The sequence below is a fragment of the Brachybacterium aquaticum genome (genome assembly GCF_014204755.1).
Lineage (GTDB): Bacteria > Actinomycetota > Actinomycetes > Actinomycetales > Dermabacteraceae > Brachybacterium > Brachybacterium aquaticum.
Genome location: NZ_JACHLZ010000001.1, coordinates 1,814,595 through 1,834,413, shown reverse-complemented (window position 1 = coordinate 1,834,413; position 19,819 = coordinate 1,814,595). Strand labels below are relative to the sequence as shown.

18 protein-coding genes are annotated in these 19,819 nt (G+C 72.2%); 11 read left to right on the top strand and 7 right to left on the bottom strand.

All coding sequences use genetic code 11. The features are described 5' to 3' along the window. Window positions 1–32: 32 nt before the first annotated feature. From gcvP to HNR70_RS08165, 5 genes are all read left to right on the top strand, one after another. Entirely contained in the window at window positions 33–2,966 is a 2,934-nt protein-coding gene (gene gcvP, locus HNR70_RS08185; protein ID WP_184325209.1) for an aminomethyl-transferring glycine dehydrogenase, read from the top strand. An 84-nt stretch (window positions 2,967–3,050) separates the two neighbouring features. Beyond that, window positions 3,051–4,262, top strand: a complete 1,212-nt coding sequence (locus HNR70_RS08180; RefSeq protein WP_184325208.1) for a cobalamin-independent methionine synthase II family protein — start codon at window positions 3,051–3,053, stop codon at window positions 4,260–4,262. 199 nt (window positions 4,263–4,461) lie between these two features. Continuing rightward, complete coding sequence (locus HNR70_RS08175) at window positions 4,462–5,604, top strand: glycosyltransferase family 4 protein (protein WP_184325207.1); 1,143 nt, start codon at window positions 4,462–4,464, stop codon at window positions 5,602–5,604. A gap of 179 nt (window positions 5,605–5,783) precedes the next feature. Then, window positions 5,784–6,527: a gamma-glutamyl-gamma-aminobutyrate hydrolase family protein gene (locus HNR70_RS08170; protein ID WP_184325206.1), complete on the top strand. Its 744-nt coding sequence runs from the start codon at window positions 5,784–5,786 to the stop codon at window positions 6,525–6,527. 88 nt (window positions 6,528–6,615) lie between these two features. Then, window positions 6,616–6,855 carry a hypothetical protein gene (locus tag HNR70_RS08165; RefSeq protein WP_184325205.1) on the top strand — a complete coding sequence of 80 codons (240 nt, stop codon included), beginning with the start codon at window positions 6,616–6,618 and terminating at the stop codon, window positions 6,853–6,855. 89 nt (window positions 6,856–6,944) lie between these two features. On the opposite strand, the gene deoD is transcribed toward HNR70_RS08165, so the two are convergent. Further along, on the bottom strand, window positions 6,945–7,676 hold the full coding sequence (deoD, locus tag HNR70_RS08160; RefSeq protein ID WP_184325204.1) for a purine-nucleoside phosphorylase: 732 nt from the start codon (window positions 7,674–7,676) through the stop codon (window positions 6,945–6,947). Between the two features lie 67 nt (window positions 7,677–7,743). Between deoD and HNR70_RS08155 the strand changes: the two genes are divergently transcribed. After that, window positions 7,744–9,057, top strand: coding sequence for an MFS transporter (locus HNR70_RS08155; protein WP_184325203.1), 1,314 nt, complete (start codon window positions 7,744–7,746; stop codon window positions 9,055–9,057). Between the two features lie 6 nt (window positions 9,058–9,063). On the opposite strand, the gene HNR70_RS08150 is transcribed toward HNR70_RS08155, so the two are convergent. Beyond that, window positions 9,064–9,699, bottom strand: a complete 636-nt coding sequence (locus HNR70_RS08150) for an L-threonylcarbamoyladenylate synthase (RefSeq protein WP_184325202.1) — start codon at window positions 9,697–9,699, stop codon at window positions 9,064–9,066. A 70-nt stretch (window positions 9,700–9,769) separates the two neighbouring features. After that, complete coding sequence (locus HNR70_RS08145) at window positions 9,770–10,135, bottom strand: DUF952 domain-containing protein (RefSeq protein ID WP_184325201.1); 366 nt, start codon at window positions 10,133–10,135, stop codon at window positions 9,770–9,772. Between the two features lie 24 nt (window positions 10,136–10,159). On the opposite strand from HNR70_RS08145, the gene HNR70_RS08140 reads away from it, so the two are divergent. Genes HNR70_RS08140 through HNR70_RS08125 form a run of 4 tightly spaced genes read left to right on the top strand, consistent with a single transcriptional unit; the run spans window position 10,160 to window position 12,946 of the window. Next, window positions 10,160–10,471 (top strand): GNAT family N-acetyltransferase, encoded by a 312-nt coding sequence (locus HNR70_RS08140; RefSeq protein WP_184325200.1) that lies wholly within the window; start codon window positions 10,160–10,162, stop codon window positions 10,469–10,471. Next, window positions 10,468–10,977, top strand: coding sequence for a low molecular weight protein-tyrosine-phosphatase (locus tag HNR70_RS08135; protein ID WP_184325199.1), 510 nt, complete (start codon window positions 10,468–10,470; stop codon window positions 10,975–10,977). The genes HNR70_RS08140 and HNR70_RS08135 overlap by 4 nt, the downstream gene beginning before the upstream one ends. Next, window positions 10,974–12,455 carry an amidase gene (locus HNR70_RS08130; RefSeq protein ID WP_184325198.1) on the top strand — a complete coding sequence of 494 codons (1,482 nt, stop codon included), beginning with the start codon at window positions 10,974–10,976 and terminating at the stop codon, window positions 12,453–12,455. The genes HNR70_RS08135 and HNR70_RS08130 overlap by 4 nt, the downstream gene beginning before the upstream one ends. Further along, window positions 12,452–12,946 (top strand): Hsp15 family ribosome-associated heat shock protein, encoded by a 495-nt coding sequence (locus tag HNR70_RS08125; RefSeq protein WP_184325197.1) that lies wholly within the window; start codon window positions 12,452–12,454, stop codon window positions 12,944–12,946. Before HNR70_RS08130 ends, HNR70_RS08125 begins: the two co-directional genes overlap by 4 nt. 83 nt (window positions 12,947–13,029) lie before the next feature. On the opposite strand, the gene HNR70_RS08120 is transcribed toward HNR70_RS08125, so the two are convergent. Then, on the bottom strand, window positions 13,030–14,424 hold the full coding sequence (locus tag HNR70_RS08120; protein WP_184325196.1) for a PrsW family intramembrane metalloprotease: 1,395 nt from the start codon (window positions 14,422–14,424) through the stop codon (window positions 13,030–13,032). A gap of 337 nt (window positions 14,425–14,761) precedes the next feature. Between HNR70_RS08120 and clpB the strand changes: the two genes are divergently transcribed. Next, entirely contained in the window at window positions 14,762–17,422 is a 2,661-nt protein-coding gene (clpB, locus tag HNR70_RS08115) for an ATP-dependent chaperone ClpB (RefSeq protein ID WP_184325195.1), read from the top strand. Window positions 17,423–17,473: 51 nt separating this feature from the next. Here clpB and HNR70_RS08110 read toward each other — a convergent pair whose 3' ends face one another. The 3 genes from HNR70_RS08110 to HNR70_RS08100 form a co-directional block, all read right to left on the bottom strand. Continuing rightward, window positions 17,474–17,722 (bottom strand): hypothetical protein, encoded by a 249-nt coding sequence (locus HNR70_RS08110; protein ID WP_184325194.1) that lies wholly within the window; start codon window positions 17,720–17,722, stop codon window positions 17,474–17,476. Further along, window positions 17,719–18,399, bottom strand: coding sequence for a hypothetical protein (locus HNR70_RS08105; RefSeq protein WP_184325193.1), 681 nt, complete (start codon window positions 18,397–18,399; stop codon window positions 17,719–17,721). Before HNR70_RS08105 ends, HNR70_RS08110 begins: the two co-directional genes overlap by 4 nt. A gap of 100 nt (window positions 18,400–18,499) precedes the next feature. Beyond that, entirely contained in the window at window positions 18,500–19,738 is a 1,239-nt protein-coding gene (locus HNR70_RS08100) for a hypothetical protein (RefSeq protein WP_184325192.1), read from the bottom strand. Window positions 19,739–19,819: the final 81 nt, after the last annotated feature.

Here is a 19,819-nt window from a genome sequence, read left to right as displayed (position 1 = left end):
GACCCGCACGCAACTTCCAGGGGCACTCCTTCATGACCGCATCGCCTGAGCTCGACCACGACTCCTTCGTACGCCGCCACGTCGGCACCGATTCCGACGCCCAGCGTCACATGCTCGAGGTCCTGGGCTACGAGTCCCTGGACGAGATGCTGCGCGCCGCGGTGCCCTCCACGATCCTGCTCGACGACCAGGACGGCGCCGCATCGTCCGTCCCCGCCGGGATCACCGAGCCCGCCGCGCTCGCCGAGCTGCGCGGCCTCGCCGACCGCAACACCGTGCGCCGCTCCCTCATCGGCCTCGGCTACCACGGCACCCACACCCCCGCCGTGATCCAGCGCAACGTGCTGGAGAACCCCGCCTGGTACACCGCCTACACCCCCTACCAGCCCGAGATCTCCCAGGGCCGGCTCGAGGCGCTGCTGACCTTCCAGACCATGATCTGCGACCTCACCGGGATGGACGTCTCCAACGCCTCCACCCTGGACGAGTCCACCTCCGCGGCCGAGGCGCTGATGCTCGCCCGCCGCACCGCCAAGCGCAACGGCAACGTCTTCCTCGTCGACGCCGACGCCCTGCCCGCCACCAAGGCCGTGCTCCAGGGCCGCGCCGACGGGCTCGGCATCGAGCTGCGCGAGGTCGACTTCCGCGTCGACGGTGCGCCCGAGGGCGAGTACTTCGGCGCCCTCATCCAGTACCCCGGCGCCTCCGGCCGCGTGTGGGACCCCCGCGACGTCATCGCCGAGGTCAAGTCCACCAAGGCCGTCGCGATCGTCGCCGCGGACCTCCTGGCCCTGACCATGCTCGCCTCCCCGGGCTCCCTCGGGGCCGACGTCACCGTCGGCACCTCCCAGCGCTTCGGCATCCCGCTCGGCTTCGGTGGCCCCCACGCCGGCTTCGTCTCCGTGCGCAAGGGTCTCGAGCGCCAGCTGCCCGGCCGCCTCGTGGGCGTCTCCCGCGACGCCGACGGCAACCCCGCCTACCGCCTGTCCCTGCAGACCCGCGAGCAGCACATCCGCCGTGACAAGGCCACCAGCTCCATCACCACCGCGCAGGTGCTGCTGGCCGTGATGGCCGCGATGTATGCCGTCTACCACGGCCCCGACGGGCTCACCCGCATCGGCCGCACCGTCGCCGACCGCACCGCCACCCTCGCGGACCTGCTGCGCCGCAGCGGCTTCGAGCTCGTCTCGGACAGCTTCTTCGACACCCTCGAGGTGCGCGCGACCGGCACCGCCGCGGACCTCGCCGCCTCCCTCGGCGAGGCCGGCTTCCTCGTGCACACGGTCGGGGACGACATCGTCCACCTGTCCCTGGACGAGACCATCACCGAGGCGGACCTCGAGGCGATCGCCGCGGCCTTCGCCCCGCACGCCCCCACCCCCGGCCAGGAGATCGCCGCCGCGGACTCCGGCGCCGGCTGGGACGGCCTCGTGCGCGAGGACGCGTTCCTGCGCCACCCGGTGTTCTCCTCCTTCCGCTCCGAGACCGCGATGATGCGCTACCTGCGCCGCCTGTCCGATCGCGACTTCGCGCTGGACCGGGGCATGATCCCGCTGGGCTCGTGCACCATGAAGCTCAACGCCGCCACCGAGATGGCCGGCATCACCTGGTCCGAGTTCAACGGCATCCACCCCTTCGCCCCGCGCGAGGACGTGGAGGGCTACCTCGAGCTCATCGGCCAGCTCGAGGGCTGGCTCACCGACCTCACCGGCTACGACACCGTCTCCCTGCAGCCCAACGCCGGCTCCCAGGGCGAGTTCGCGGGACTGCTGGCCATCCGCGCCTACCACGACTCGCGCGGCGAGAGCTCCCGCGACGTGTGCCTGGTGCCCAGCTCCGCGCACGGCACCAACGCCGCCAGCGCCGTCAACGCCGGCCTGCGCGTCGTGGTCGTCGCCTCCGACGCCCGCGGCAACATCGACCTCGACGACCTCAAGCAGAAGATCAAGGACCACGGCGACGAGCTCGCGGCCATCATGATCACCTACCCGTCCACGCACGGCGTGTACGAGGAGGAGGTCCGCACCGTGTGCCAGCTGGTGCACGACGCGGGCGGCCAGGTGTACGTCGACGGCGCGAACCTCAACGCCCTGCTGCAGGTCGCCAAGCCCGGCGAGTTCGGCGGCGACGTCTCCCACCTGAACCTTCACAAGACCTTCTGCATCCCCCACGGCGGCGGCGGCCCCGGCGTCGGCCCCGTGGGCGCCAAGGCCCACCTCGCCCCGTTCCTGCCCGGCCACCCGGCCATGCAGAAGCCGGAGCACGCGGTCGTCGGCGCGGGCGAGCTGGTCCACGGCGGAGCCCCGGTCTCCGAGGCGCCCTACGGGTCCCCGTCGATCCTCCCGATCACCTGGACCTACATCCGCCTGATGGGTCCGGACGGGCTGCGCCACGCCACCGCCTCCGCGGTGCTCGCGGCGAACTACATCGCCCGCCGCCTCTCCGAGGCCTTCGACATCCTCTACACCGGCGAGAACGGGCTGGTCGCCCACGAGTGCATCGTGGACCTGCGCCCCTTCACCGATCGCACCGGCATCACCGTGGACGACGTCGCCAAGCGCCTCATCGACTACGGCTTCCACGCCCCGACGATGTCCTTCCCGGTTGCCGGCACCCTGATGGTCGAGCCGACCGAGTCCGAGGACCTCGCCGAGATCGACCGCTTCGTCGACGCGATGCTCATGATCGCCAAGGAGGCCGACGTGGTCCTCGCCGGCACCTGGCCCGCGGAGGACAACCCGCTGGTCAACGCCCCGCACACCGCCGCGTCCATCGCGACGGGGGAGTGGACCCACCCCTACTCCCGCGAGGTCGCCGTGTACCCGGGCTCCTGGACCGCCGTCGAGGACGACTCCGTCCACGACAGCGCCCAGATGCGCATCCAGTCCAAGTACTGGCCGCCGGTGCGCCGCATCGACCAGGCCTACGGCGATCGCAACCTGATCCCCGTCTGGCCCGTCGACTGACGAGCGGTATCGCTCGACGACCTGTGTGAACAGCTGTGACGCCCCGGTTTCCGACCGGGGCGTCACTGCTCCTACGCTCGGTCCATGACCGAGATCCTCACCACCCATGCCGGTTCCCTGCCCCGCAGCCCGGAGCTGATCGCCGCCAACGCCGCCCGCCCCGTCGGGGAGGACGGACTGACCCCGGAGCCCACCGACGAGTTCCGCGAGGTGCTCGCCCAGGCCGTCGTCGACGTCGTCGCGAAGCAGAAGGAGATCGGCATCTCCATCCCCAACGACGGGGAGTACGGCCACCTCATGGGCTCGGCCGTGAACTACGGCTCCTGGTGGTCCTACATCTTCGACCGCGTCAGCGGCCTGGAGATCACCGGCCAGGACCACATCTCCGCCGAGCCCGTCCGCTCCGCCCCCGGCGACGTGCGGCTGACCAGCTTCCCGGACCGCCGCGACTGGACGATCTTCGCCGACGCCTATCAGGACCCGACCTCCGGGATCACCACCGGCGAGCAGCCCACCTTCCCGGCCGCCACCGGACCCATCGCCTACTCGGAGACCGGCCGTGAGCTCGTCGCGCAGGACATCACCAACTTCCGGGCGGCACTGGAGCAGGTGGGCTACGACCGCGGCTACCTCGCCGCCCTGTCCCCGGGCTCCGGCTCCCGCATCGTCGACGACCACTACGGCGATGCGGACGCCTTCCTCGACGCCTGGGTGGAGGTGATGCGCCCCGAGTACGAGGCGATCGCCGCCGCCGGGCTCACCGTGCAGATCGACGACCCCTCCATCGCGGAGAACTTCGACCAGATCAACCCCGAGCCCAGCATCGAGGACTACCTCGAGTTCACCCGCAAGCGCGTCGACGCCGTCAACCGCGCCCTGGTGAACGTCCCCACCGAGCAGACCCGCTTCCACCTGTGCTGGGGCTCCTGGCACGGCCCCCACACCACCGACATCGAGTTCCGCCACCTCGCACCGCTGCTGCTCGAGATCGACGCGAAGTACTACAGCTTCGAGGCCGCCAACGTGCGCCACGAGCACGAGTGGACCGTGTGGCAGGACGTGGAGCTGCCCGAGGACAAGGTCATCGTCCCCGGCATCGTCTCCCACGCCACCAACGTCGTCGAGCACCCGGATCTGGTCGCCCAGCGCCTGGAGCGCTTCGCCCGCATCGTCGGCCCCGAGCGCGTCATCGGCTCGACCGACTGCGGCCTCGGCGGGCGCATCCACCCGCAGATCGCCTGGGCGAAGCTGGCCTCGCTCGTCGAGGGCGCGAAGATCGCCTCGACGCGGCTGTGAGGTCGCGGCCGCAGGTGTGAGCCGGGAGGGGGAGGGTGTCGCGCCCTCTCCCTCCTCGCGCGTCTTCTCCCTCCTCGCGCGTCTTCTCCCTCCTCGCGCGTCCGCGCCCCGTCGGCCCGGCCAAGAGTTCACCGGAGCGTCGACGACGCGTCACGCCCCGGTGGCGCGGTGGCAGGACGGGGAGCGGATCATCGAGGGCGTGAGGATCCTAGTCGTCACCGAGTCCTTCCTGCCGCACATGAACGGGGTCACCAATTCGGTGCTCCGGGTCGTCGACCACTTCGCCGCCGCCGGCGATGATCTCGGGATCATCGCCCCGCAGTGGCCGGGGGCCGACAAGCACCTGCGCACCTCCTGCGGGCGCAAGGTGCGGGTGCGCCGCATCGCGTCGGCCCCTATGCCGGGCTACGCCGAGGTCCGGATCGCCACCACGAGCGCCACCTCCCTGCGTCGCCGGATCGACGAGTTCGCGCCCGACGTCATCCACCTCGCCTCGCCGACGATCCTCGGCGGCCGCGCCGTGGTCGCCGCGCAGAAGTCGGGCGTGCCCACGGTCGCGATCTACCAGACCGACATCCCGGGCTACACCGCCCGCTACGGCATGCCCTTCCTCGAGAGCGCCTCCTGGCAGCTCCTGCGCGACGTGCACAACCGCGCCACCCTCAACCTCGCCCCCTCCACCGCCACCCGGGACCAGCTGATCGAGCACGGCATCGAGCGGGTGGACCTGTGGCGCCGCGGCGTGGACACGTCCCTGTTCTCCCCGAGCCTGCGCAGCGAGAATCTGCGCGCGAAGTACGCCGAGCCGGGGGAGAGGCTCGTGGTCTACGTGGGGCGCCTCGCCCCGGAGAAGCAGGTCGCGGACCTGAAGGTCCTCCACGACATGCCCGGCGTGCGCCTGCTGATCGTGGGCGACGGTCCCGAGCGCGAGATGCTGCGGCGCGAGATGCCCCGCGCCCGCTTCGCCGGCTTCCGCTCCGGCACAGACCTCGCCGCGCACCTCGCCAGCGCCGACCTCTTCGTCCACCCCGGCGAGCTGGAGACCTTCGGACAGACCATCCAGGAGGCCATGGCCTCCGGGCTGCCCGTCATCGCCCCTCGCCGCGGCGGACCGGTGGACCTGGTCACCCCCAGCCGCACCGGCTGGCTGTACACCCCGGGCATGCTCGACGAGCTGCGCGACCGCGCCGGCGACCTCCTGTTCGACGACGCCAAGCGCCTCGCCTTCGGCGCCGCCGCCCTCGAGTCGGTGCGCAAGCGCACCTGGCCGGTCCTCGCCGAGCAGCTGCGCGGCTACTACCTGCAGGCCATCCGCGAGCACGAGCGCGTCGCCGCGCACTGAGCACCGGCGGGGGAGGGCGCACCCGCGCCGTGACAGCCTGCGCTGTCACAGCCCGCTCGTCACAGCCCGCTCGTCACATTCCGCCACACAGCTCGCCCGCACACCCCCGGGCGGGGTGGACTGTGTCCTGTCGCCGCACGGCGGCACGATCACGGCTCCACTGCGGAAAGGACAACATCATGGCGCAGCGCACTCGTCGCCCGCTCATCGGCGTGACCGCGGGGACCCGCACCATGATGTCCGGTGCATGGGCTGGACACGAGGCCGTGGTCGTCAACGAGCACTACGTGCGCGCCCTGCGCGAGGCCGGCGCCCGCCCCGTAGTCCTCTCCCCGCAGGAGCCCTGGACCGACGAGGAGCTCGCCGAGCTCGACGGCCTGGTCCTCACCGGTGGCACCGACCTCGACCCCGCTGCCTTCGGCGAGGACGCGCTGCCCACCGACATGACCCCGGACCCCGAGCGCGACGCCTTCGAGACCGCGCTGTACCGCGCCGCCCGCCGCGTCGGCGTGCCGGTGCTCGGCATCTGCCGCGGCCTGCAGATCATCGTCGTCGCCGAGGGCGGCTCCCTGCACCGCCACCTGCCCGAGGACCTGCCCGCGCATCCGCTGACCGGCCAGGCCCCGACCGCCGTGGAGACCGGGATCGACGCGGCCAGCGACCTGGCCCTCGCCCTCGGCACCCGCGCCCAGGTCACCGCCTACCACCACCAGGGCATCCGCGAGGTCGCGGGCGACCTGCGCGTCGTCGCCCGCCACGACTCCGGGCTGGCGCTCGCGGTCGAGGCGGAGACCGGCTCCGGCGTGATCGGGGTGCAGTGGCACCCCGAGATCGACGGGGCGAGCGGCGCGGCGGTGTTCGAGGTGCTGCTCACGGCGATCCGCCACCGGGACACGACCGCGAGCACTCGTGCGCTGGTCTAGGATGGTCCTGGTCGCCCGCACCTGATGGCGGGTGCCAAGACGCCGCAGCACCGGCATCGCATGCCGGGAGAGTCAGGAAAGAGGCAGCATGAGCAACAACCATGTCGCGGACGCGCCCCGCGCGCAGGAGCGCCAGGACGACAACGTGACCTCGCAGGGCAACAGCGTGGTCCTGTCGGTGGTGCTCTTCCTCGTGCTGTTCGGTCTCTTCGCCGCCGGCCTGTACGTGATGAGCCTGTTCACGGTCGCCACCTTCCTCGGCGGTCTGGCCATGTGCCTGGTGGCGCTGTTCTGCACCTTCGACCTGGTGCCGCGCTTCCTCACCTGAGCCCCGCGCTCCCCAGAACCCTCCGATCGTGCCCGGCAGCCCGCAGCTGCCGGGCACGATCGCGTCATGCCGGTCCCGTCCCGGGGAGGTCAGCCCTGCCGGTTCTGGGCGCGCTCCAGGCGCACGATCGACTCCAGCGCCACCACGATCATGTCCTCGAAGGTCTCCTGGCGCTCCTGGGCGCTGGTCTCCTCACCGGTGAGCAGGTGGTCCGAGACCGTGCAGAGCGCTAGCGCGCGGCGGGAGTGCTGCGCGGCGAGGGTGTACAGCGCCGCCGCCTCCATCTCCACGCCGAGCACCCCGTAGCCCGCGAGGGTGCGGGCGATGTCCGGGTCGGGGTTGTAGAACTGGTCGGAGGAGAACAGCCCGCCCGCGACCAGGTCCACCAGCCGCTCCTCGGCGACCTCCGCGGCGATCCTCGCGAGGGTGAAGTCCGCCGCGGGGGCGAAGGAGACGTGCCCGAAGCGGGGCACGTTCATCGCCGAGTCGGTGGAGGCGGCGACGCCGAGCACCACGTCGCGCACCTTCACCGCGTCCGAGAGCCCGCCGCAGGTGCCGACCCGGACGATCGTCTCCACGTCGTACTCGGCGAACAGCTCGTGCGCGTAGATCGCGAGCGACGGCTGGCCCATCCCGGAGCCCTGCGCGGACACGCGCACCCCGGCGTAGGTGCCGGTGTACCCGAGCATCCCGCGCACGTCGTTGTACTGGACGGGGTCCTCGAGGAAGGTCTCGGCGATCCACCGCGCGCGGTAGGGGTCGCCGGGCATGAGGACGTGAGGGGCGATCTGGCCGGGAGCGGCACCGATGTGGGTCGACATGGCCACAGGGTACGGCGCGGGGCGGGCAGGTCGACGCAGGCCCCTCCGTCCCGGACAATGAGTTCTCGTGAACGCTCACGCCCCATCCGACGACGACTCCCTGCGCCCCGCCGTCCCGACCGACGCGCGCCGCGCCCGCTGGGCTGTCTCGCTGATCTTCTTCCTCAACGGCGCCTCGTTCTGCGCGATCCTGCCCCGTTACCCGGAGCTGGTGGACACGATCGGGCTGACCAACACCGCCTTCGGACTCGCCGTCGGCATCGGCCCGATCGGCGGACTCCTCGCGGGCCTGTTCGCCGCCCGGCTCATGTCCCGCCACGGCTCGGCGCGGATCAGCGTGCTCTTCCAGCTGATCGCCTCCACCTCGCACCTGGCGATCTACCTCTCCGGCTCCTGGCTGTGGCTCACCCTCGCCCTGATGATCGCGCAGGCGGCCGACGCGATCACCGACATCTCCATGAACGCGCACGGCATGCGAGTGGAGCGGCGCTACCGCCGCTCGATCATGAACAGCTACCACGGCTGGTGGTCTCTCGGTGCGGTCACGGGAGGCCTGCTCGGCGCCGCCGCGGCCCAGGTCGGACTGCCGCTGTGGGCGCAGGGGCTGATCGGCCTGGTCGTCTTCGGAGCGCTCGCCGCGGGGTCCTTCCGCTTCCTGCTGCCCGGGCACGACGCCACCGAGCGCACGCCCGCCGCCGCGCCCCCATCGGCCGACGCTCCCGCCGCCGCCTCCCCGTCGGCCGCCTCCGCCGCCGGGATCCCGGCCGAGCCGGCCGAGCCGGCCGGGCCGGGCCGGCCCATCGCCGGGATGAGCCTGCGCTCGCTCGGGCTCGTGGTGGCCCTCGGCATGGTGCTCGTCTTCGCCGGGTCCACCGAGGACGCCGGCAGCACCTGGGGCGCACTGTTCATGCGCTCCACCTTCGATGCGACCCCGTTCCTGGCCGGCATGGCCTTCGTCGCCCTCCAGGGCGCGCAGACCATCGGCCGCTTCACCGGCGACGCCGTCGTGGACCGGCTTGGGGACCGCCTCACCGCCCGCATCGGCGCGCTCGTGGCGATGGCCGGCATGGGCCTCACCCTGCTGGTCCCCACCCCGGCCACCGCCGTGCTCGGCTTCGCCGCCGCCGGCTGGGGCATCGCGACCCTGTTCCCCGCGGCCTACCGCGCCGCCGACGACCTGCCCGGCGTGCCGCACGGCGTGGGCATCACGGTGGTGGGCTGGTTCGCCCGGCTCGGCTTCTTCCTCACCCCGCCGCTGGTCGGCGCCCTCGCCGACGCCCTCACCCTGCGCTACGCGCTGTGGATGGTGCCGCTGTACGCGCTGGGGATCCTCGTGTTCTCCGGGGTGCTCAGCCCCCGTCGGCGGGTCGCGCGGGACTGACGGGGCTCAGAAACGGCTGACGTCGCCGGCACCCTCGCGGGCGATCACCAGGTCGCCGCCGGAGAGGTCCACCACCGTGGTCGGCTCGATGCCCACCTCGCCGGAGTCGATGATGACGTCCAGCTGCTCGTCGAGCAGGTCCTGGACGATCCAGCCCTCCGCGGGCGGGTCCACCTGCCCCGGCAGCAGCAGGGTCGAGGACACGATCGGCTCGCCGAGCGCCTCCACCAGCGCATGGGCGACCCGGTGGTCGGGGATGCGCACGCCGACGGTGTGCTTCTTGGGATGGGACATCTTGCGCGGCACCTCGCGGGTGGCCGGGAGGATGAAGGTGTACGGCCCCGGGGTCGAGTTCTTCACCAGGCGGAACACGGGGTTGGAGACCAGCACGTACTGGCCCAGCTGCGAGAAGTCCGCGCACACCAGCGTGAAGTGGTGGTCCTTGCCGACCTGGCGGATCCGTCGGATCCGCTCGAGCCCGTCGACGTCCCCGAGCCGGCACCCCAGCGCGTAGCAGGAGTCGGTGGGGTAGGCGATCAGGCCCCCGTCCTCGAGCGCGGCGACGGCCTGGTCGATCAGGCGCGGCTGCGGGTCCTCGGGGTGGATGTCGAGGTACTTCGCGGAGTGGGAGGATCTGGCCATGCCCGATGGTACGTCCGTTCCCGGACGGGTGACCAGGACATTCCCCGCAGGGCGGCCGACGGGGCCGGACTCAGGCGACGACGACGAACTCCCGGCCGATCCACTTGGTGCGGCGCAGGCGCACCACGGCGCTGACCGGCAGCGGACCCATGATGTGCGGGTACCCGCGGCCCTTCCCGTCGCGGTCCGCCTCGATGTCCACCGCGATGCCGGCCGCCTCGACCCGGGCCACGTCGATCTCGAGGATCACGAGGTCCGAGGGGCGGTCGGGGTAGATGCGCTTGGCGACCTTGGAGACCTGCTCGGGCCAGGAGGCGTGGAGGAAGCCCTCATCGGCCAGGTCCTTCCCGCGGGTCGCGCGGGTGTAGACGCCCGCCGGGACGGCCGCCTCCCAGGCGGCCAGCTCGGTGATGTGCCAGATCAGGGGCGCGGGCATGAGCGGCAGTGTACCGTGACCGGCATGGATGAGACCTCCGCCGGACCGGACGCGGTGCGCCTGGTCCACGACGACGACCGCGACCGCTACGCCGCCTACGAGGACGAGACCGTCGTCGCCGTCCTGGCCCATGAGGACGAGGGCGACGTGCGCGATCTGCGCTCCACCGTGGTCGCCCCGGACCGCTCCGGGCGCGGCATCGGCTCCGCCATCGTCCGCTTCGCGCTGGAGGACATCCGCGCCAAGGGGATGCGCGTCCGCCCGACCTGCTGGTTCGTGCGCGGATTCATCGAGCGCCATCCCGAGTACGCCGACCTGCTGGAGACCGACCGTTGACCTACCGCATCCTCACCGTCTGCACCGGCAACATCTGCCGCTCACCGCTGGCCGAGTACGCGCTGGCGGAGGCCGTGGAGGAGGCGGGGCTCGCCGGCCGCGTCGAGGTGGCCTCGGCCGGGACCACCGGCTGGGAGGCCGGCAACCCGATCGACCCGCGCGCCGGGGCACTCCTGCGCGAGCACGACATCGACGCCTCCGCCCACCGCGCCCGCCGCATGGACGAGGACGAGCTTCGCGCGGCGGACCTCGTCCTCGCGCTCGACCACGACCACGTCGACCCGATCCGGCGCGTGCTCGGCGCGGAGGCGGCGGGGGAGTGGCTGCGCATGGTGCGCGACTTCACCCCCGAGCCCGTCCCCGACACGGGCATCCGCGACCCCTGGTACGGGGACGAGAGCGACTTCCAGCTCGCCTGGGACCAGATCCAGGAGTCCGTGCCCGGCATCCTCGACCACGTGCGCGCCGCGCTCGCGGCCGACGAGACCTCCGGACGGCGCCCGTGACCGCGCCGGGCGCGGGGGGAGCGGGCGCGGGGGAGCCCCTCGGCGCGCTCGACACCGCGGAGGCGCTCCGCCGCGGCGACCTCGACGTGCGGGAGCTCGCCGAGAGCGCGCTGACGGCCGCCCGCACCGTCGGCGCCGAGGTCGGCGCCTACGCCCACGTCCTGGAGGACCTGACCCGTCGGCAGGCCGACGAGGCCGCCGCCGCCCTCGCGCAGGCGCGCGACCGCGGCGGACTCGAGGACCTCGCACGGACGCATCCCCTGCTCGGCGTGCCGATGCCGATCAAGGACCTCACCCAGGTTGCCGGCGCCCCCTTCGAGGCGGGCTCCGCCGCGCTGCGCGGGAACATCGCGACCGTCACCGACGGCGTGGCCCAGAGGATCCTCGACGGCGGAACGCTCACGATCGGCAAGACCACCACCCCCGAGTTCGGCATGCCCTGCTACACCGAGCCCGCGACCGGAGCGCCCGCCCGCACTCCCTGGGACCTGCGACGCACCGCCGGCGGCTCCAGCGGCGGTGCGGCGGCCGCCGTCGTCAGCGGTGCCGTCCCGATCGCCCACGGCTCCGACGGCGGCGGTTCCGTCCGCATCCCCGCCGCGTGCTGCGGCATCGTCGGGATCAAGCCCTCCCGGGGCCTGGTCTCGCCCGGCCCTCACGGCAGCGAGGGCATGGGCCTCGTGACCGACGGGGTGCTCGCCCGCAGCGTGCGCGACGTCGCCGCCGGCCTCGACCTCATCGCAGGACCCCGTACGGGGGACGCGACCCCCGCCCCTGCCCGCACCGGCTCCTTCCTCGAGGACCTCGAGCACGGTCCAGCGCCCGCTGGGCTGCGGATCGGCGTGCTGCGCGAGCCGCTCGCCGCCGAGACCGACGTCCACCCCGCCGCCCTCGCGGGACTGGAGCGGGCCGTCTCACTGCTGCGCGACCTCGGCCACGAGACCATGGAGATCCCCGCCCCCTTCACCCCGGAGGACTGGACCGCTTTCATGCCCCTGTGGACCGTGGGCGCGGCGACCATCCCGCTCACCGCGGAGCAGGAGGGACAGCTGCTCGAGCTCACCCGCTGGCTGCGGGAGCGGGGCCGCACCTACTCCGGGGTGGACCTGGCCCTCGCACTCGGCGGCGTGCAGATGCTCGCCCGGCGCACTCTCGAGGCCTTCAAGGGCCTGGACGCCGTGCTCACCCCGACGCTCGCCGGACCTCCCGCACTGCCCGAGACCCTCCAGCTCGCCGACGGCGGCGAGGACTTCGACGCGCAGCGCGCCTTCACACCGTGGACCAGCACCTGGAACATGCTCGGCACCGCCGCGATCGCGGTGCCGCTGCACCGCGAGGTCGTCGACGGGGTGGAGCTGCCCTTCGGCGTCCAGCTCGGCGCGACCCGCCCGGGCGAGGACCTGCTGCTGCTCGCACTCGCCGCCCAGCTCGAGGCGCACGACCCCTGGCCGCTGGTGCGCGCCCCGCACCGCGCATGAGCGCCGCGGAGACCCCGCAGGGCGGGACGCAAGGTGAGGCCGGGCCGCATGCCGCCGGGCCTCAGCGCACCGACGGGCCGCATGCCACCGACGGGCCGCAGTCCGTGCGTCTGGACGTGTGGCTGTGGAGCGCGCGCCTGATGCCCACCCGCTCCGCCGCCACCGCCGCCTGCCGCGGCGGTCACGTGCGGCGCAACGGCGAGCCGGTCAAGGCCGCGCAGAAGGTCGTCGTCGGCGACGAGCTGCGGGTCCGCTCGCCGGGCCGGGAGCGCATCGTCGTCATCACCCGGATCCTCACCAAGCGCGTGGGCGCCCCGATCGCGCGCGAGGCCTATGAGGACCACAGCCCCGAGCCCGCCCCGCAGCTGGCCGCCGCGCCGCCCCGCCGCGAGCGGGGCACCGGCCGGCCCACCAAGCGCGAGCGACGCCAGTTCGAGCAGCTGCGCGGCCGGGAGGAGCAGGACCCCTTCGACCGGCAGCACCGCCGCTGACTCCTGCGCACCGCTCCCGGAGTGCCACGAGGGCCCCGCACCTCGTCGGTGCAGGGCCTTCGTGCACGAGATTCCCGGGGGCCTCAGCGGGCGTGGGAGAGCAGCTCCTGGCGGTTCGTGGTCAGGCGCTGCAGCAGGTTCCGCTCGACCTGGACCACCTTGGGGTTCGCGCCGTCGGCCAGCAGTCGCTGGCGGATGGAGGCGAGGTCCGCGCTCTCGCGGATGAACCGCTTCATCACGGGCTTCGCACCGATCGTGTCGGCCCAGCGCTTGCCCTCGCGGCGGCCCTTCCAGGTGGCGAGCATGTCGACCTCCTCGTGGGTCAGCCAGCCCTGGTTCGCGTAGTCGCCCAGGCGCACCCGGGTCAGTCGCGACTCGTCCCAGATCAGCACCACGATCGTGATCAGGAAGAGCAGCGACAGCAGCGCTTGCGCGGCATACATGAGGACCATCAGCCCGATCCCTCCGCCCATGCCGGCGGTGAGGTTCCAGAGACCGTGCAGCAGCATGCCGGGGATCAGCGCGGGGATGAAGGAGAGCAGCCCGATGACGGTGCCCCACTTGCGCACCACGAACCCGACGATGATGCCGGTGCAGGCGGTGTAGATCGCATGGCCGAAGATGTTCAGCACGCCGCGCATGATGAACAGGACCAGCACGCCCTGGCCGCCCAGACCCTCGAGGATCCGCGAGTAGTAGAGGATGTTCTCGGTGAAGGCGAAGCCGCCGCCGATCAGCGTGCCGTAGATCAGGCCGTCCAGCGGACCGTTGAAGTAGCGCCGGGCGATCAGCATCAGCAGCAGCAGGCCCAGGCCCTTGGTGGTCTCCTCCACCAGCGGCGCGCTGATCACGGGGGTGGCGAAGTTCGAGAAGCCCTCCCCGCCGATCAGGTAGAAGATCAGACCGTTCAGGGAGTTCAGCCAGTAGCTCGAGAAGGCCGCGATCGCCGCGCCCCAGAAGATCGCGATGAGCAGCAGAGGGATCGGCTGTGGGTCCCAGCGGTCCGCCAGCAGGATGATCCCGGCGATCACCACCAGCGACACCCCGGCGAGGAAGGCGGTCACCGGCCACCACACCGGGCTCGAGCTCGCGTTGATCACGAAGTCGAGGAAGAAGTAGCCCAGCACGAACAGCAGCGCGAAGCCGAGCATGATCAGCGCGATCCACACCACGATGCTCACCGTGGGCACCTTGGTGCCCTCCTGCGAGACCTCCTGCACGCGGCGGGTCTGCGTGGACCAGGCCGACTGCGGCTGCGCCTGATCGGGGCGCTGGATCTGGGCGGGGGCGAAGCGCGCGGCGGTCAGGCCCGAGGTGGGGCGCACCGAGGTGTCGTACGCCCGCGGGTTGCCGTAGTCGATGTAGCGCGGCTGGGCCTGGAAGGACGGTGCGCCCGGGGCGGACTGCTGCGCACCGGGGCGCGGCCGTCCGTTGGGCATGTACTGACCGCCCTGCGGCGGGTACGGGGACTGTGACATGGAGGCCTCGGAATCTGCGGCAGGAGGAGCGGGGAGCGGGCGGGGCCGCGACCCCGACGGCGTCGGTTCCCCCTGACGTACGGGTGCGGCTCCGAGGCGATGCTACAGGGACGCCCCCGCCCGGCCCCGGAACGGATGTGGATGACGGGGAGCGGACCCTGGCCGAGCGCGGAGGCAGACCGACGGAGGATCGCGAGAAACTCAGGATTGAGCGGAATAGACTCAACCCCGTCGTCGTTGACCTGAGCGTGCCCGGGACCGATCCCGGATCGCACCCGCATTTCCGCACCGAGACATCCGCACCGAGACACCCGCACCACGACAGGAGAGGAGCCCCGTGGAGTTCCAGTTCACCACCCGCTCGCAGGAGGCGCTGACCGCTGCTGCGGAGAAGGCCGCCGAGCTCGGCAACCCGCAGATCAGCTCCATGCACCTGCTGTGGGCGCTCGCCGGCCAGGAGGACGGCATCGCCCGCGCCGCGCTCGTCAAGGCCGGTGCCGACCCCCGCGACGTGCTGCGCCGCGCCGGCCAGGCGATCGAGTCGCTGCCGCGCGTGAGTGGCTCCGGAGCCTCCTCGCCCACCTTCGTCGGCACGGCCTTCGACGCCCTCGAGGCGGCGCGCAAGGAGGCCGACTCCGACGGCCGCACGTACCTGTCCACCGAGCATCTGCTGATCGGCATCGCACTCGGCAAGGACGCGGCCTCCCGACTGCTCTCCGGCGTCGGCGCCACCCCCAAGGCCCTACGCGATGCCGTCCAGACCCTGACCCCAGGAGATGACCGTATGAACCAGATGGACTCCCAGAACCCCGAGGGCACCTTCCAGAGCCTCGAGAAGTTCGGCGTCGACCTCACCGAGCAGGCCCGTGAGGGCCGACTGGACCCGGTGATCGGCCGCGACGCCGAGATCCGCCGTGTCGTGCAGGTGCTCAGCCGCCGCACCAAGAACAACCCGGTGCTGATCGGCGAGCCGGGCGTGGGCAAGACCGCCGTCGTCGAGGGCCTCGCCCAGCGCATCGTCGCCGGGGACGTCCCCGACTCCCTGCGCGGCAAGCGTCTGATCTCGCTGGACCTCCCCTCGATGGTCGCGGGCTCCAAGTACCGCGGCGAGTTCGAGGAGCGGATGAAGGCGGTGCTGGACGAGATCCGCACCTCCAACGGGCAGATCATCACCTTCATCGACGAGCTGCACACGGTCGTCGGCGCCGGCGGGTCCGGCGACGGCTCCATGGATGCCGGCAACATGCTCAAGCCCATGCTCGCCCGCGGCGAGCTGCGCATGGTCGGCGCGACGACGCTGGACGAGTACCGCGAGAACATCGAGAAGGATCCCGCTCTCGAGCGGCGCTTCCAGCAGGTGTTCGTCGGCGAACCGAGCGTCGAGGACACGGTGACGATCCTGCGCGGCCTGAAGGACAAGTACGAGGCCCACCACAAGGTCACCATCACCGACTCGGCCCTGGTCGCCGCCGCGAGCCTGTCCGGCCGGTACATCCCCGGCCGACAGCTGCCCGACAAGGCGATCGACCTGGTCGACGAGGCCGCGTCCCGTCAGCGCATGGAGCTGGACTCGTCCCCGGAGGAGCTGGACATCCTGCGCCGCCAGGTGGACCGGCTGAAGATGGAGGAGCTGGCCCTGGCGGGCAGCGAGGACCCGGGCAGCCTCGTGCAGCTGGAGTCGGTGCGCGCGCAGCTCGCGGACCGCACCGAGCAGATGAACGAGCTCTCGGCCCGGTGGGAGCGCGAGAAGGCGGGGCTGAACCTCGTCGGCGACCTCAAGGCCCAGCTCGAGCAGCTGCGCATGCAGGCCGACCGCGCCCAGCGCGAGGGCGACCTGACGGCCGCCTCGAAGATCCTCTACGGCGACATCCCCGCCCTGAAGCAGCAGCTGCGCGACGCCGAGGAGCAGGAGGAGAGCACCTCCGGCGAGGAGGAGCGGCCGATGGTCTCCGACCACGTCGGCCCCGACGACATCGCCGATGTCGTCTCCTCCTGGACCGGCATCCCCGCCGGTCGCCTGCTCCAGGGCGAGACCGAGAAGCTGCTGGACATGGAGAACATCATCGGCAAGCGCCTGATCGGTCAGGAGCGGGCCGTGACCGAGGTGTCCGACGCGGTGCGTCGGGCGAGGGCCGGGATCGCCGATCCCGATCGGCCGACAGGCTCGTTCCTGTTCCTGGGGCCGACGGGCGTGGGCAAGACCGAGCTCGCCAAGGCGCTCGCCGAGTTCCTCTTCGACGACGAGCGGGCGATGATCCGCATCGACATGTCGGAATACGGCGAGAAGCACACCGTCGCACGTCTGGTCGGCGCCCCTCCGGGGTACGTCGGCTACGACGAGGGCGGCCAGCTCACCGAGGCCGTGCGGCGACGCCCGTACTCCGTGGTGCTGCTCGACGAGATCGAGAAGGCGCACCCGGACGTGTTCGACGTGCTGCTACAGGTGCTGGACGACGGCCGCCTGACCGACGGCCAGGGCCGGACGGTGGACTTCCGCTCCACCATCCTGATCCTCACCTCGAACCTCGGCGCGCATGCGCTGCAGGACGCGACGCTCGGCGAGCAGGAGAAGCACGAGCGGGTCATGCAGGTGGTGCGGGCCTCCTTCAAGCCGGAGTTCCTGAACCGCCTGGACGACATCGTCATCTTCGATGCCCTGAACCGTGAGCAGCTCTCCCGCATCGTCACCCTCCAGATCGACGAGGTGGGGCGGCGCCTGCGCGAGCGGCGCATCACCCTGGACGTCGACGAGGCGGCGACGCGCTGGCTGGCCGACGAGGGCTTCGACCCGCTGTACGGGGCGCGCCCGCTGAAGCGCCTGGTGCAGAAGGAGATCGGCGACGGCCTGGCCCGTCTGATCCTGCGCGGTCAGGTGCAGGACGGCCAGACGGTCACCGTGCGCCTCGCGGCGGACGGCGACGGGCTCGAGCTCACCGCGCTCGAGGACTCGTCCGCCCCTGAGCCGGAGCACGGCGACGACGGCTCGCTGGAGGACTGAGAGCACTGCGAACGGGTCGGTGTCCACGAGGGCACCGACCCGTCGTCGCGCTCAGAGCAGTGCGTCGCTGATCCGCCGTCCGGGCGGCGGCGGGGCATAGAGGTCGAGCATGACGTCGAGCTGCGGCCTGGCGAACATCATCTGCCCGAGGATCCCGGTGACGCCGCCGGCGCTCGTGAACAGATTGCTCGCAGTCCCGCCGTCTTCGAGCCCGAGCGCATCGGAGAGCGCGCCCGCTGTGGCTTCACCGACGCGTGCGCCGCGTCCCTCGGCCAGGTGGTCCCCGAGCCGCTCGATCACCGAGCCCTCGCCGGGGAGGACGGTTCCGATGGCTTCGCTGACCTCGAGGGCGATCCCGGCTGCCGGATGCGGGACGGCCCCGTGGACCGCCCCGAAGAGATTTTCCGCCACGCCCCCGATGTCGCCCTGACGAGCTGCATCAGCCATCTCGATGCCGTCGGGAATCGCCCCGAGCAGCGAAGCGCCCGCTGTCCGAGATCGCGTGGATCGCCGGGGAGGAGCCTGTCCAGTCCGTCCTCGACCAGATCATCGATCGGCGAGCGCGCATGGTCCGCAGCATCATCGATCAGCCCCGGGACGTCCGATAGTCCGTCGCGGATGCCCTTGCCGACCACGGTGACGGGTTTGTCCGGTTCGGCGATCTGGTTCCGGGGGCGCACCCCATTGAGGCCGGAGGAGGATCCGGTCGAGGAGGCATCGTCCTGCTGGTCGGCCTCGTTCCCGAGCGGCAGCCCGTCGTCCTGGAGATGCTTGGCCACGTCGAGTCCGTTGCGTACGGTCTGCTCGACCATGCGGCCGAAGGCATCGGTGTCTGGCCCGGTCCACTCGACCTCCTGCGCACCTTTCTGCAGCATCTCGAGCAGCCCGGCGAGGGTGGAAGACGACGCGGTGTACGCCTGGCCCTGCGCTCGCAGCTGTTCGGTGTCGGCGCCCAGAGTGATCATGGCGTCGATCAAGCCGCGACATGCGAGCGCGGTCGATGGGGAGATCTCCCCACACACAGGTCACCACTGCTTCACCTCCGGTGCTGCCCAGCACTCCGGCTGCGCCATGCCGTCACCCCTGCGGGTCCCAGGGCATCGGGACGTGGCGGCGTCGCCGGTCGTACCAGGACTCCGCATCGAGGGTGTCCTCGCGCCACTGCTCGACGCTCTCCCCGAGCCCCCGCAGCTCCGCTTCGGCGCGGTCGAAGCCGGCGGCGGCCTCCGGGCTCCAGCGCCGGGCACCGTCGGCACCGGCGGCCAGCATGTCCGCGCCGGAGTCCGCGATCGCCGGGAGAGGGGTGGCGGTGAGCATCTCCGCCGAGTACTGGGCGCCGCGGTGCAGTCCCCGCTCGCCGGCCCGCAGGGCGGCGGCGAGGTCGCCGTCGCCGACGGCCGCCGAGACCTCGTCCCCGGTCTGCAGGACGTTCGCCCAGCTCTTGTCGATGCCCGTGGCGACCTGCGAGACGACGGACTTCTCCCCGAGGGCCATCTCCGAGATCCGGTTGGGCAGGCGGAACGCCTGGAGCACCGGGTCGAGATGGCCGTAGCCGGCCTCCTCCAGCGACTGCTCGGCACGGTCGAAGCCCCGGCTCGCCGCGGCCTGCACGCCGATCATCGTCTGCACGGTCCCGACCACCGGGATCCCGCCGACGGCCAGGCGGCGGTCCTGCTCCGCGCCGGCGAGCACCTCCGGGTCCAGGGCGAACGACTCGCCCTCGGGAAGCGGACCCTGCACCTCCGCGGGCGGACGCGGACCGCCCGCGGGGCTCCCGGGAGGCATCAACGGCCCGCCGATCCAGGGACCGCCGGGGAACCCTTTGAGCTGCTCCTCGAGCTCCTCCGCGATCCTCTGCGTGTCCCGGTGCATGAACGGTCCGCCGATCCAGGGGCCGGGGTCCTCGAGCGGGCTCCTGCCGCGCAGCGGCGGCAGGGGGATCCGGCCGGGCCCGGGGAGGCCGCTCGCACCGCCCTCGGTCCCCGTCTCCGTGCGGGTGCGATGCGGCATCTCGCCGCGCAGCAGCCCGCCGAAGCTCGGCGGCGCGGCCTCCGCCGCCGAGGCCGCCTCCTGCTCGGCGGCGTGCTCCTGCAGGTCGGCGGCGAAGCCCTGCACCTGCGCGCCGGCCCGCGTGCCCTGGGCGGCGACCGATGCCGTGCGCTGCCGATGTGCATCGGCGTCGGGCCCTGTCCAGGCGACCGCGGCGCTCGCGTCGCGCAGCCGCTCGATCAGCTCGAGGAGGCGCTCTGCGCCCTCGAGCATCCGTTCCGCCAGGTCCTCGAGGGCCTCGGGCTCACATCCCATGAAGGTGTTCATGGCGCGAAGGTAGGACTGCGGGCGGCACCGCGTCAGCAGGGCCCCGCCCATTGTGGACAACCGCGGGATCTGGAGGAACGG

Excerpts from the sequence above, each read along its gene's own strand:
- HNR70_RS08100 (WP_184325192.1), bottom strand. The coding sequence starts at position 19,738 with ATGAACACCTTCATGGGATGTGAGCCCGAGGCCCTCGAGGACCTGGCG.
- gcvP (WP_184325209.1), top strand. The coding sequence starts at position 33 with ATGACCGCATCGCCTGAGCTCGACCACGACTCCTTCGTACGCCGCCAC.
- HNR70_RS08170 (WP_184325206.1), top strand. The coding sequence starts at position 5,784 with ATGGCGCAGCGCACTCGTCGCCCGCTCATCGGCGTGACCGCGGGGACC.
- HNR70_RS08125 (WP_184325197.1), top strand. The coding sequence starts at position 12,452 with ATGAGCGCCGCGGAGACCCCGCAGGGCGGGACGCAAGGTGAGGCCGGG.
- HNR70_RS08145 (WP_184325201.1), bottom strand. The coding sequence starts at position 10,135 with ATGCCCGCGCCCCTGATCTGGCACATCACCGAGCTGGCCGCCTGGGAG.
- HNR70_RS08120 (WP_184325196.1), bottom strand. The coding sequence starts at position 14,424 with ATGTCACAGTCCCCGTACCCGCCGCAGGGCGGTCAGTACATGCCCAAC.
- HNR70_RS08150 (WP_184325202.1), bottom strand. The coding sequence starts at position 9,699 with ATGGCCAGATCCTCCCACTCCGCGAAGTACCTCGACATCCACCCCGAG.
- HNR70_RS08180 (WP_184325208.1), top strand. The coding sequence starts at position 3,051 with ATGACCGAGATCCTCACCACCCATGCCGGTTCCCTGCCCCGCAGCCCG.
- HNR70_RS08140 (WP_184325200.1), top strand. The coding sequence starts at position 10,160 with ATGGATGAGACCTCCGCCGGACCGGACGCGGTGCGCCTGGTCCACGAC.
- deoD (WP_184325204.1), bottom strand. The coding sequence starts at position 7,676 with ATGTCGACCCACATCGGTGCCGCTCCCGGCCAGATCGCCCCTCACGTC.
- HNR70_RS08165 (WP_184325205.1), top strand. The coding sequence starts at position 6,616 with ATGAGCAACAACCATGTCGCGGACGCGCCCCGCGCGCAGGAGCGCCAG.